The following is a 14,081-nucleotide window of genomic DNA, read 5'->3' as shown; positions in this document are numbered from 1 at the left end:
TACTACTATGTTTGGTCGGAACGGCAGGAGGTAAAGTTTAGCCTATAGACCATTATATATAAGGTTTAAAGTTACATGCAGTGAAAATATACCGCAAAATATACCGCAATTTGCAAAAGTCACTTCTGTTTCAACGCTTTTTTGAAGTATAAAAACGTATGAAGATCTGATTATAAAATTATTTGGGTACTCTTGCTAATTTGGTTTTTTAAAGTGATGACAGTACACCTGTTTTGATAGTAGCCTTATCAAAGGAATAGGTTTGTTATGTAAGTATTTTAATCAGCCAGTCGCTCATATGGATTTAAAATCATTATAAGTTCAAGAGCTCGCTCGTTAGTAAGCCTTTATGATTCGCCCTGTTTCTTCATTTCATCAGACACTAACTTAACCTCATTCACAAAGTCTTGTGTAGTATAAGTCTTCATTAGACTTTCAAGGTTTTTGTTGGCTTTAGAGCAATGGACAGTAGCATTTTCAGCAAGTTTGATTGAGTAAGCCTCAACCTGATTAGGTGTATAAAGATGCATAGAGTTCATGCCAGACGCTGCAGACTGATCTTTTCTAATCTTATTTCTAACTCTGACAAACTCACTAACTACATCACTTACTGATTCGCCTTCAGCTAAAGACAGTGATGACATTTTAACAAATCTGTCCGTAAACATAAATTTAGCTTTATCCCTAGGAATAAGTCCTAATGGGGTCATATCCTCTAAAATAACATCCATATATGCTGCACATAATAAATTATCATTTGTCGGTGACACTGCTAGTGCTGGAACAGATAAGCTTACCAACATACTAATCCCAACACATATCTTGCTCAAGGTCGCCTGTAGTCGCATGTGCTAATCTTCCATCAGAAATATTTTGATTGTATCATTACTAGCTCAATATTGAGCTGTTAATAAATATTAGAAGTCATCCACTTTTACAGTAAGAACTAGAAAAGGTGCTCTAATTACTGCTTTTCTTGATTTCATCTATTTTTTTACCTATGCATTTTGAGCTGTCTCTGTACTATATGATCGAGCACGCAGCTCATGAAGTTGATTATTGCTTCCACATCTATAGTAGTTAATAAATTATCATACATTTAATAGAGCCAACATTAAGTTTGCATACTAGCCTTTATATACTCTACTATCATACAATAAACTTTATAAGCCGTCATAAGTCGATGTATTCCATCGCAGCACGTGTAGTCTGATTTTAAGCCTGTCATATAATCCCAAGCATTCAACCTTGCCCAACAAACAATAAGACAATTCCATGACCAAAAACTTCTCTCAAACAGCGGCTTTCATCTGGTCTGTCGCTGACCTATTGCGCGGTGACTTTAAGCAATCTCAATACGGCCGCATCATTTTGCCATTCACACTACTGCGCCGCCTAGAGTGCGTATTATCAGAGACCAAAGCTGCTGTGGTTGTTGAGAGCCAACGTATCGCTGATATGGGTCTACCAGAGGAAGCGCAAGAGAAGTTTATCATTCGTGCCAGCAAGCGACCGTTCTACAATACCTCGCCCATGGATCTAAGTAAAATGGGTCAAAGCGACATCAAAGATAACCTCAATACTTACGTGCAATCTTTCTCTAAAGACGCGCGCGAGATATTCGAGCACTTTAAGTTTGAAGAGTTTGTCGGGCAACTGGCCGATGCCAACTTACTGTATAAAGTGGTGCAGAAGTTCGCCACTACGGATCTTAGCCCTGAGGCTATCTCTAACCATGAAATGGGCTTTGTGTTTGAAGAGCTGATCCGCCGCTTTGCTGAAAGCTCAAACGAAACTGCTGGTGAGCATTTTACCCCTCGCGATATCGTGCGCCTGACTACTTCACTGGTATTTATGGAAGATGATGACGCGCTGACCAAAGACGGCATTATTCGCACCATTTATGACCCGACAGCAGGTACAGGCGGCTTCCTATCATCTGGTATGGAGTACGTGCTAGAGCTGAACCCTGATGCGGTCATGCGTACCTATGGGCAAGAGCTAAACCCTGAGTCTTATGCCATCTGTAAAGCCGATATGCTGATCAAAGGGCAAGAGGTGAATAACATTAAGCTGGGCAATACCTTGTCTAGCGATCAGCTGGTCGCTGAGAAGTTTGACTACATGCTGTCTAATCCGCCGTTTGGGGTAGATTGGAAAAAGATATCAGGTGAGATTAAAGACGAGCACGAGCAAAAAGGCTTTGACGGTCGCTTTGGGGCTGGTTTGCCGCGCGTGTCTGATGGTTCGCTATTGTTCCTGATGCATTTGATTAGCAAGATGCGTCCGATTACTGATAATGCCAAAGATGCAGATAACAGCAGCAATCAAGGCAGCCGTATCGGTATTATCTTAAATGGGTCACCGCTATTCACAGGCGGCGCAGGAAGTGGCGAGAGTGAGATTCGCCGTTATATCTTAGAGGCTGATTTACTAGAGGCCATTATCGCCCTGCCTACCGATATGTTTTACAACACGGGTATCGCTACTTATGTATGGGTATTAAGCAATAAGAAAGCGCCTGAGCGTAAAGGCCATGTGCAATTGATCGATGGCAGTAACCTATACGGCAAAATGCGTAAATCACTTGGCTCTAAGCGTAATGAGATGAGCGATGATGATATCAAGACCATTATCCGTAGCTTTGGTGACTTTGAAGTGGTGGATGCGCGTGTGCTAGATAAGCCAGAAGAGGTGAAGTCTAACCGTGGCCGTCAGTCTGCCAATCCTAAAGCTGAGCCTGCTAAAACCTTTGCCAGTAAGATATTTGCCACCTATGAGTTTGGCTATCGCCGTATCACCATTGAGCGTCCGCTACGTCTATCTGCTCAGTTATCTGATGATGCTATCGAAACCTTGCGCTATGCTTCTAAACCGTTTGATATGGTCATGCCAGCGCTATATGAGGCATTTGGTAGTGAGTGGACGGCTGACAGCTATGGCGACTTATTAGCGGTCACGTTAGAAGCTCGTGCAATGATTAAGTCGGACTTCTCCGAGCTAAAAGAAAAGCAAATCAAAGACGTGCTTGATGCCAAGCTCTGGCAAGATCAGCTTGAGATTATGAATAAAGCCAAAGCCTTGCAAACGGCTATCGGTGAACACCAATTCGATGACTTCAATGAGTTTGAAAAAGTGCTTAAGCAAGCGCTAAAAGACGCTGATGTGAATTTGGACGCCAAAGAGAAAAAGCAGCTGATGGATGCCATCACTTGGAAAAATCCTGAAGCAGAACCCGTTATCAAAAAAGCGATCAAGGTTGAAAGTCCACTCTATGGCGCGTTTAGCTATAAGCCTACCGCTAGTAATCAAAAAGCAGACAAGCCAGCCAAAATAGTCGAGTTCCAAACCGACAGTGACCTACGTGATTATGAAAATGTGCCGCTTAATCCTGAAGTGACCACCACTGAGTTGATTGAAAGCTACTTCGCCCGTGAGGTGCAGCCGCATGTGCCTGATGCGTGGATCAATGGCGATAAGACTGATGCCATCGATGAAGAGGTTGGTATTGTCGGCTTTGAGATACCGTTTAACCGTCACTTCTATGTGTATGAGCCCCCACGTCCGCTAGCTGAGATTGATGCAGACTTAGATGCGGTGAGCACTGAGATTATGCAGTTATTAGGCGAGGTGCATTCGTAATGCTACAAGATAAATATAGTGAATACTTAGATTCTGGATTGATGTGGGTTAAAGAATATCCGTCACACTGGAATCTTACCAAAGTTAAGTATGAGGCTTATGTCAAGGCTAGAGTTGGCTGGCATGGACTAAAGACAGACGATTTTACGGATGTTGGTCCATATCTAGTAACTGGTAGCGATTTTAAAAGCTCTATAATTTCTTGGAAGGATTGTTATCACTGTGATTTAGCTCGTTATGAGCAAGACCCATACATCCAACTGCAAAATGGCGATCTTCTTCTTACTAAGGATGGAACTATTGGCAAAATAGCATTGGTTCAAGGGCTGGGAGTAGATGAAAAAGCCACTCTTAATAGCGGTGTGTTTGTTGTCCGTCCTTTAAGCAATGGTTTTACAACGGAATTTTATTTTTGGTTGTTAGAATCAACTGTTTTTAAAAAGTTTTTCGACTATTTTAAAACTGGCAGTACGATAGTACATTTGTATCAAGATACATTCGTAAATTTTTCTTACGCTTCACCACCGCTAATTGAGCAAACCCAAATCGCCAAATTTCTCGACCATGAAACCGCCCAAATCGATACCCTAATCGAAAAACAGCAAACCCTTATCCAACTGTTAAAAGAAAAGCGCCAAGCCGTGATTAGTCATGCGGTGACCAAAGGCTTAAACTCTGACGCACCGATGAAAGATTCGGGTGTGGAATGGTTAGGGGAAGTGCCTGAGCATTGGGCGGTCAAAAAGAATAAGCATTTGCTTGAATTTGTCACGAGTGGATCTCGGGGGTGGGCTGAGTATTATTCAGATGAAGGTAAGTTATTTTTTAGAATTACCAACTTAACTAGAGATACTATTGAGCCTAAATTAGAGTCTATTAAAAATGTTAATCCTCCATCTGGTGCTGAAGGTGAACGATCTAAAATCGAATTAAATGACTTACTAATTTCAATTACGGCTGATTTAGGCTCTGTTTGTGTGGCGAATGATTCAATAGCTGGAGGTTTTGTTAGCCAGCATGTCTCATTATGCCGACCTAATTCATCTGTCAAATCTGCGCGATGGCTTGCTTACTTTATCCTTTCTGACTCAGCTAAAGAGCAGTTTGTTGGGTCTGGTTACGGTGGGACAAAAATACAACTTAGTTTAGAAGATATTAGAGAGTTGAATATTGCTTACCCACCTGAAAAAGAACAAGAAAATATCGCATCATATATCGATAACAAACTTGAAAAGTTTGAAACTTTAATGAGTCAAGCAGAACAAGCCATCCAACTTATGCAAGAACGCCGTACTGCTTTAATTTCTGCTGCTGTTACAGGCAAGATTGATGTACGGGGCTGGCGGGCGGCTGTTATTTAGAGTAAAACAGTGCGGAATACACAGAGTTATGATCAAAATCTCGTCTCTAAATTTTATAAACGAAATCTATTCAATTTATTATTAAGTATCATTACTTTGTAACTACTAATCACTTGGAGCCATTCTATTGAAAATAATGACTAAAGTTTTAATCGCAATGCTTTTGATAGAGTTCTCTATTGGAGCTTTTGCTTTTTATTTCGTTAGCCAGCCTCAGGAAATAAGAAATGGCTCTGCTTATAATGTCGTTGCTTCAGTTGTACTGAGAGTAAAATCTTTATCCAATAGTATTGATAAGTCAGAATTTCTTGACTATGTTGATAAAGCTTTAAAAGATGGGGTTTTTAGCCGTTGGGAGTATGAGCAGATCATCCTGCGCTCGCAAGAACTATATAATTTGGATATGGTTAATACAGAGCTGAATGAGATAGATAGACTACTTGAAGAGATCAATGTCGCTAACATTCCTACTAATGATTAATAAAGGCTGGACGATGCAAAAACTATTTTCAACAGGTGCGCTAAAGCTATTAGGTTGGGCAGTTGTAATAGTATTACCTTTAGCTGTGGTCTTTTATTATTATCAAACTTATGTAGTAGGTTACGTTAACAATGATAGTAAAGTAACTAGATATTATAAGAGAGCTCAACGCTATATCAAAAGAATTGAAAAAGACCCCGAACTTGAACAAGTAGAAAAACAACTATTATTCGCATTTCTCGAAGAAAAACTTGAAGATCGTTTACTTGATAAAGACGAATATGAGCAAGTTTTGAGTCAGTATGAGGCTGTACACTCTAACGACGGTATAAGTGAGCTTCAGGAATTATTGAATAAGTCAGACAATACAGAAGATTCAAGTAGGTAGATAGATTGTAGTGTATAAACTGGGAAATAAGAGTTATCTAAAAACAATAAACCTAAACGGACTCAACATGACCAACGCGCACAACGTCACCTACGAATCTGTCTTCCAAGCCGACATCATCGAGCAGATGCAAGCGCAAGGCTGGCAAGTAGGTCATGCCAGCGGCTATCAGGCAGAGACCGCACTATATGAGCAAGACGCGCTAGACTTTGTACAGATCACCCAACCAAAGGAATGGGAGAAGTTCTGCCGCATCTTTCCTATCGACTCAGAGCGCCACTTTATCACCGCATTGGTGAAGCAGCTTAATAAGGCAGACGCGCAAGCTACCGATAGAGTATCGCGCACCTATGGCACATTGGGCGTACTGCGTCATGGTCTCAAGATTCGCAACGCACGTTTCTCTTTATGCCAGTTCAAACCTGAGCACAGCCTCAACCCTGAGACTATGGCACGCTATGAGGCCAATATTTGCCGTGTGGTTCCTGAGGTGGTGTATAGCTCTCATACTAGTATAAAAGACAGTCCAAAAGGCGAAACAGGCGGCAAGGTCGCTAAGCGTAATCGTATCGATGTGGTGCTATTCGTCAATGGCTTGCCCGTCACAACGATGGAGCTAAAGTCGGAATTTAAGCAAGCGGTACAAAATGCTATTACTCAGTATAAGAAGACACGCCTACCTAAAGACCCTGATACTAAGAAACCTGAGCCGCTGCTGACGTTTAAGCGTGGTGCATTGGTACATTTTGCTGTCAGTCAGTATGAAATTTATATGACCACTAGGCTGGCAGGTGGCAGTACTTATTTCTTGCCGTTTAACAAAGGTACCAGTGACGGCGGTGCGGGTAATGATACGCCTGACGATATCAGCCGCTATGCCACCGATTATCTATGGAATGAAGTGCTCACGCCAGACAATCTATTGGCTATTCTCGGCCACTTTATGCACTTGCAGATAGACGAGGAAGAAGACGCGATTGGCCGAAAGTCTAAAAAAGAGACTATGATGTTCCCACGCTATCATCAGTGGGATGTGGTGACCAAGTTGGTTAATGCTGCTGTGTCTGAGGGAGCTGGTCAAAAGTACCTCATTCAGCATAGTGCAGGTTCAGGCAAATCTAACTCTATTGCATGGACTGCCCATCAGCTATCCACCTTGTACAACAGCGATGGCGATAAGCAATTTCACTCCGTTATTGTCATCACCGACCGTACAGTGCTTGATGACCAATTGCAGGACACCATCTATCAGTTTGAACATGCCGATGGCGTGGTTGGTAAGATCAATAGGAAAGAGAGCGATGGCTCAAAGTCTGAACAGCTTGCCGAAGCATTGGTCAACTCACAGCCGATCATTATCGTCACCATTCAAACCTTCCCGTTTGTACTAAAAGCGATTGAAGACTCAAGTGTGCTCAAGTCGCGCCGCTATGCCATCATTGCCGATGAAGCCCATTCCTCACAGACAGGCTCTACCGCACGCCAGCTTAAAGAAGTGTTGGTCTCAGGTGATATAGAGAGTAAGCAAGGCGGTACTTCTGATAATGCTGCCGAGAATGACGCGCCGCTATCTAGCGAAGACATATTAGATGCCACGTTAGCCGCACGTCGTAGCAGTCCGAATTTAAGCTATTACGCCTTTACTGCCACACCTAAACCGAAAACCATCGAACTGTTTGGACGTCTACCTAATCCCGACTTGCCAGCTGCCAGCGATAACCTGCCAGCCGCTTATCATGTCTATTCCATGCGCCAAGCCATTGAAGAAGGCTTCATCTTAGATGTGCTCAAGAACTACACCAACTACAAAGTGATGTATCAGCTTACCCAAAAGCTGGCTAGCGATGACGGTGAAGTCGATGCCCGCCGCGCCAAGATTAAGCTCAATAGCTGGGTGCGCTTGCATGAGCACAATATCGCCCAAAAAGTTAAGATCATCATTGAGCACTTTAATGACAACATCAAAGGCTTACTCGGCGGACAAGCCAAAGCGATGGTCGTGACAGGCTCCCGTAAAGAAGCAGTACGCTATAAACTGGCTTTTGATAAATATATCAGTGATAACAGTTACCGCGGTATCAATGCTATGGTCGCGTTCTCAGGGGAAGTCACCTTTAATGACAATGACCCTGACAGCGGTGCACTACTTGGTGAAAAGTTCACCGAGCATAATATGAATATTGGGCTTAAAGGTCGTGATATGCGTAAAGCCTTTGACAGTGATGACTATCAAGTGATGCTAGTGGCTAATAAGTTCCAGACAGGCTTTGACCAGCCCAAACTGTGCGCCATGTACGTGGATAAGAAACTGACGGGCGTGGACTGCGTACAGACACTCTCACGGCTGAACCGTACCTATAAAGGCAAGGCAGAGAGCGGTACGTTTGTGCTCGATTTCTTTAATGATCCTGACGATATTCTGGAAGCCTTCCAACCATACTATGAGACCGCAACTTTAGCGGATGTGTCTGACCCTGATAAGATATTTGACCTTTGTGAAAGATTGCGTGCCAGCGGTATTTTTTTATGGCATGAGGTAGAACAATTCGTTGAGGCGTTTTATAGTAAGAACAAGTCTAACGCTGCCATTAGTAATATCTGCAAGCCAGCGGTTGAACGTTGGCAAAAGAAGTACAAGCTGGCACGTGAGCAAGCCCAGCACTCCAAAGTGATGTTAGAGCGTACCAAAGCGACGGGCGATGTAGTACTGATGACCAATGCTGAGAATGACTACAAAGGTTTTAAGGCCGATCAAGACGCGCTGGAAATATTCAAAAAGGACTTAGGCACCTTTACCCGCCAGTATGAGTTTATGTCGCAAATCGTGGACTATGACGACAAAGAGTTAGAGAAACTGAGCCTATACGCGCGTAACCTACAGCCACTACTACGTGAAAGCGTGGACAATGAAGATGACGTTGATCTAAGTAACATCGTCATGAGTCATTACCGTGTCTCAAAGCTGCATCAGCAGGACTTAAAGCTACAAGAGGGCAAGTCTGAGTATCAACTAGATGGCGGCAGTGGAGCGGGCACGGCCACGCCCAAAGATAAACAAGAAGCAATGTTGTCGCAGATTATTGAACGGTTGAATGAAGTTTTTGCTGGTGAGGACTTTACCGATAAGGACAAAGTGAATTTTATGAATACCATTTGGGATAAAGTTACTGAGAACGAGATCGTGGTCAAACAGTTCACCAATAACAGTGTTGATCAGATTATGCTGGGCGGTTATCCAAACGCTGCCGAGGACGCTATGTTTGATGCCAAGGGTACATTTGAAGACATGACCATGCATCTACTGTCTAACCCGAATCAGTTTAAGCAGTTTATTCGATTGATGCTTGATACGAAGCTGGGTGCTGAGGTTTCAGGATAGGTTATACAGAAGGTAAGAGGTACATAGCATGACAGATAAGAATATTAAACTTTGTGATACTGAAGACGAGAAGTTGCGTTATAACTTCAGTATGTTCCCGTCCTTGCTTTTTTTGAAGAAAGGTATGCCTGAAGGCAAAGGTTTAATGAGAAAGCTGACAAAAGGGCTGTCTAAAATACCTAGAAAGCAGAGAGTACAGATCGCAGATATATTTGATAATATAGCTACGACGCAGGAAAAAGGAAGCATTAAACCAGAAGATATAAACTTAGAGGAAGGGGGGCTATCTAAACATCCTTATGAGTCATTGGTACGTACGTTCGGTGCTGAAAAATCAACTCACTTACTTGAGCATGCTAGAATTGTAGATGACTGTTTGAGTCAGAAATTTAATAGTAAGCTTATTACAAATTTTAAGACTTACTTATTTAAGACTTTTAACTATGAAGATGAGGTGCTTAATACAAGCATGCCAGTAGGGAATTTCTATTCATTTATAGTGCTTAGTTTTATCGCTAATCTTGATGCTCTAGTTCATGCAGCTTTTTATTCAAAAGATATTAAGCCGATTAGTTTGGGCTGGTTGTTTATGCATAAACTAAATCCAGATAAGTGGAAATATGACACAACGACCAAAAAATATAAGCTAACTAACAAAAATGGCAGTCCGTTCACTTGTACCTCACGTTCATTCATACATTTTTTACTAACAGACCTTTACTTCTATAGTAACGAGAAAACTGAAGAAGACTGTAAAAACCCAAAACCCAAGGAGATGCCGAAAAGCCTTTATGGTCTTCGAAATGAGATTAATTGGAGAACGGATGATGAGGATGGTCAGCTGTATAGCTTTTTAGATATAAAAAGCGAACGTGATAGTAAGAGAAACTGGATTAGTCTTGAAGAGTTCTATTGGTTGTTGGGTATGGAAGAATCTCTAGAAGATGAGCCTGACAAAGCATTAGTTAATTTTCAGAAATCGTTTGTTAGATATATAAAAACTGAAAATATAAATGAATTTGGTGGACTTCCTCCTACTGCTGAAGGCATGACCTGGTTCATATATGCTTTCTTTCAAAGTATTTATGAGCACACGGATAAGCTCAACAAGCAGACCAAAGAGCAACATTGTTTTATCTGTGATGAGTATTATGGATTGTGGGAATCAATGACGGCTAAGTACGAGAAGATGATCAGTGAGCATGTAAACAATCCACGGGTCGAATGGCCGGATTATTTAAAGAAGCAAGCCACACGTATTGAACATGTGGCTTGAATATAGCTGGTAATTATCAGCTAACTACCTATTTTCCTGATGGATTATTATCGCGACCACCACCTGATGGGTTGCCTGTTGTGCTCGGCCAGCCTGCACCTTGACCGCCATTATTCATATAAACTTTCATAGTTGTTACTCCATTAAAGGTTCAGTTGATTTCATATAGCCAGTTGCTTACTGCCTATAACCAATATATTAACGGTTAATAAAAGTTGAATCTCCCCCGAAAGTGCTTTTTTTAGTCAGAAGTGTACAGGTCATTTAATTATTGGTTGTAGCTTAAAATAAATTGGTTTAAGAGGCGTTTTCTCGCTCTAATCGTACCAAAGTAGTTCCATTTTTCCAGATTTTTTTTGGTTCCAAAATTATTTCTGGTTCCGAGCTGAATCACTTTCCATGACTGGGCTAAGAGTGGTTTTTTATGTTGGAACCAAAGAGAAAACAGTCGTGTTTTGGTTCCAAATTTCTATAATTTGGCTGTTTTGGTTCCAATATTTTGTAGCGAATAATGTCACTTCACAGCAAGATTAATAGTACGGACATGCTGGCTAGTTGGCGTAATATCGACATAATTATCAAATGAAACTGCTTCCATTTCTATGATTTTTTTTGCTTCCACAAGATTTTTTGCTTCCAAGCCAAACTGCCCTATATGATTGGTCTAAGCGTGGTTTTTTTATGTTGGAAGCAGTTTATTTTAGGGTCTTTTTGCTTCCAATTTTTTATGTTTATGCTATTTTTGCTTCCAATATTTTTCACTAATACCATTAGAGTACAAACAGTAAAAAAGGCAGACGATAAACGCCTACCTTTGATTATTTTTGCTGTAACCTAGTTTTTGTATGGGACAGACGGGACAAGCGGGACAGCCCCCAAAGTCATTAGCTTTCAGCCGTCCCGTTTATGTTTTTTACTACGGGACAGAACGGGACGGGATTGTTACAATATAACACCCTGTCCCGTTTATCCCGTTTCCGTTTTTGCTTTCGGGACAGCTATACCCCTTACTGTGTAATGGCTGTCCCGTCTGTCCCGCTTGTCCCATCGGTTTTTAAGGTTCACAACAAAGTATGTTAGCAGTAACCGCGTAAACAGACGGGCGAACCTTGCCACTAAATAGAGTATTAGGGGTTTTATAAATTTTACGGTCACCCTGATTTGAAAGTAACAAGCCCGCTTCATCTAACACCTGCAATACTTTTCTTTTACTAAATGGCGCACATACGCTGTTGAAAGTTTCTTTAGAAAAATAATAGTCCCCTGTGTCCTCGTTGCGATAGCCCACACGGTTGGGTGTTCTTTCCTCAAAGTTGGGGCGGGTGCTGGTGGTCTGGAAACAAGCCTGAAAGCGACTTGATCCATGCTGTTCAATAAACGACTGAATATGTTTGATGATTTGGCGCTGCTCATGCTCACCATCACGCCCATAGTTATCAAGCCAATTATCTAAGCACGTCGTCACGGCTGTGGTTGCTTGCCCTACTTGCCAGCCTGTGATGTCTGCCTGAGTTGCCATCTCGCCAGCGGCAGCCACAATAGCGAATCGTTTAGCCACTCTATGCGCTTGTGGAGCAAGGTCGCTATACTTACTCACAAAGTCTGTTACAAGCTGCTTAGCGGTGGCTGTGGTCGCTGCCTTATCAGTGGTGATATGTTCAAGCCATGCTATGCCAGCCACACCATGATAAGCGTGTGATAGCTCGTTGATCGTATCGGCTTGGGCTGAGCCCGTGGGTGCCAATACCAAACTATCAAACGTCTTTAAGCCTTTGCCAGCATCAGCATCTATATGTGCTACCCGAACCTCAATACCTGCATTGGTTTTCTGTCCTGCTTGCGCCATGATGTTTTGCAGCGACTCTTCACCATTGGATAAAAAAATAATGCGCCATTCTTTGGCTATGCGGTTGTGTCCTGTAGTCGTGCTACGTCCTTTACCTTGACCATTACCTAGCATATAAACGGCTTTTCCTACTATTTTGGGGGCACATTCGCTCATCTCATCGAGAGGCAAGAAGCTATCGTTATGCTCGCTTGCTGTGCCCTCAAGTGCGTTATCAGTGCTGCGCCATGTCTTAACATACTTATCAGGATTACCCCATACACTAGCAGCCAACTTAAGCGATAAAGATTTACCCATGCTTGATGAGCCTAAAAGGTGAAAACCACCCCCGTCAGATTCTAATAGCGCGAGTAATTGACCAGCAAATGCGCAAGCAATAGAGAAAACAAAACGGCTTTGCTCTGCTAGTGGTCTGCATAACTCATCACGCCATTGGGCTAATGTCCCTTGCTGGGCTAGGGTGCTGTTAATGCTATTTGCAGACTGATAGACAATAAGTTCTTTACCATCACCACCGATAGCGCCATTAGGTAAGATATATTGCTCACCGTCCCAGCCTAGTCTATCGACACACCGCGCGCGTTTGTAGATTGGATAATCTTGTAAGTAAGCGTCTAAGTAGCTGCGCTGTTTGGGGTTGGTAGTAATGTTCAAGCCTTGACTGGCTAATTCTTTGCGGTATTCACGGGCATCACCTTGCAATAAAGATAACGGCATTGCCCATTTATGCAGCTCGTTATCATCATCACGCCACTGTAATAACCGCCCCCATGTACCGCTGCTTATGTCCCGTGTCTTAGCGATAATCTCAATGGGTGAACACACAAACGCCTTAAACTTAAAAGTAATGTTTGATGGGTCATCATCGTTATACTTCACGAAAAATAGCCCATCGTGGTAAAGCTCAAAACGCCCATCACTGTAGGTCATCGGTTCATTGAGCTGTGGATCATCGCGCCATTCAGGATAATAGGCAGTATCTTGTAAATTGATTAGCTGGGTGTCATCAGCTGCCAGTATGGCTTCATAGCTGTCATCTTGTAGCATAGTGACGATATGAGCCACAGTAACCAATGCTTGCGCCCTCACACCTGCCAACTGGTTCATCATGCCCTTGTCATCAAGTGTCATCGGTACGGTAACAAGTGAACCGCTGCTCCAGTGCTGCACCATCTTTTTAAGGCATTGCTTTGTTTTTTGAGGGCTAATGATGATCGTCTTATCACTACCCATCAGGTGCATATAAACATCAATACCGCTATCAAGGTCATTAAAGGCTATCACCTCATTGGCTTTGTTTGGCTCACCAATGACGATAGCGCCATATCCTGTAGGATCAATGACAATGGGCTTTGCTTTGCTGTTTGGTGTGTAGAATACTGCGCCTACTGTATCGCCTTGTTTGTCGGTGATTGCTAGTGCTATCGTGCCAGCTGTCGCTTCGGTTTTGCCAATTTGTTCACCATAATATATAGTAGTGTCGTCTGTAGAAAATAGCAGCCGTTCAGGTTCTATCATGCTGCATAGCTTGGTTAAGAATGGATCGTTTGCCAGTTGTTCCTCAGTCGCTGGCTTGCAACCTTGTAAGAGAGTATTAGCGCCCATGTTGTCCGCATGGGCTTTTTTATTGTCTATCGTTTGTGGTGTGGTGGTCATCTAGTCCCCCTTGCTGGCGACTGATTCGGCTGACGTGTAGCTTGATATTTCT

The 14,081-nt window shown here is 42.5% G+C and carries 8 protein-coding genes; 6 read left to right on the top strand and 2 right to left on the bottom strand.

Features of this window, described 5'->3' with window-relative positions; translation table 11 throughout:
* Positions 1-347: 347 nt before the first annotated feature.
* The gene (locus IP485_RS11120; RefSeq protein WP_198327266.1) at positions 348-803 is read right to left on the bottom strand and encodes a hypothetical protein; all 456 of its coding nucleotides are present in this window, start codon (positions 801-803) and stop codon (positions 348-350) included.
* A gap of 472 nt (positions 804-1,275) precedes the next feature.
* Between IP485_RS11120 and IP485_RS11115 the strand changes: the two genes are divergently transcribed.
* The 6 genes from IP485_RS11115 to IP485_RS11090 all read left to right on the top strand — a co-directional run bounded on the left by IP485_RS11115 (position 1,276) and on the right by IP485_RS11090 (position 10,527).
* On the top strand, positions 1,276-3,642 hold the full coding sequence (locus IP485_RS11115; protein WP_198327265.1) for a type I restriction-modification system subunit M: 2,367 nt from the start codon (positions 1,276-1,278) through the stop codon (positions 3,640-3,642).
* Positions 3,642-5,003, top strand: coding sequence for a restriction endonuclease subunit S (locus IP485_RS11110; protein ID WP_198327264.1), 1,362 nt, complete (start codon positions 3,642-3,644; stop codon positions 5,001-5,003). The genes IP485_RS11115 and IP485_RS11110 overlap by 1 nt, the downstream gene beginning before the upstream one ends.
* A gap of 136 nt (positions 5,004-5,139) precedes the next feature.
* A complete protein-coding gene (locus IP485_RS11105; RefSeq protein WP_198327263.1) occupies positions 5,140-5,484 on the top strand; it encodes a hypothetical protein in 345 nt (114 codons plus the stop codon).
* Between the two features lie 13 nt (positions 5,485-5,497).
* The gene (locus IP485_RS11100; protein WP_198327262.1) at positions 5,498-5,872 is read left to right on the top strand and encodes a hypothetical protein; all 375 of its coding nucleotides are present in this window, start codon (positions 5,498-5,500) and stop codon (positions 5,870-5,872) included.
* 67 nt (positions 5,873-5,939) lie between these two features.
* On the top strand, positions 5,940-9,251 hold the full coding sequence (locus IP485_RS11095; protein WP_198327261.1) for a type I restriction endonuclease subunit R: 3,312 nt from the start codon (positions 5,940-5,942) through the stop codon (positions 9,249-9,251).
* Positions 9,252-9,279: 28 nt separating this feature from the next.
* Positions 9,280-10,527, top strand: coding sequence for a hypothetical protein (locus IP485_RS11090; protein WP_198327260.1), 1,248 nt, complete (start codon positions 9,280-9,282; stop codon positions 10,525-10,527).
* Positions 10,528-11,581: 1,054 nt separating this feature from the next.
* On the opposite strand, the gene IP485_RS11085 is transcribed toward IP485_RS11090, so the two are convergent.
* Positions 11,582-14,029 carry a DUF927 domain-containing protein gene (locus IP485_RS11085; RefSeq protein WP_198327259.1) on the bottom strand — a complete coding sequence of 816 codons (2,448 nt, stop codon included), beginning with the start codon at positions 14,027-14,029 and terminating at the stop codon, positions 11,582-11,584.
* Positions 14,030-14,081 lie beyond the last annotated feature (52 nt).

This window comes from Psychrobacter sp. NG27 (assembly GCF_016106655.1).
Taxonomy (GTDB): domain Bacteria; phylum Pseudomonadota; class Gammaproteobacteria; order Pseudomonadales; family Moraxellaceae; genus Psychrobacter.
The sequence above is the reverse complement of the archived record's forward strand: the minus strand, read 5'-3'. Positions and strand labels throughout refer to the sequence as shown.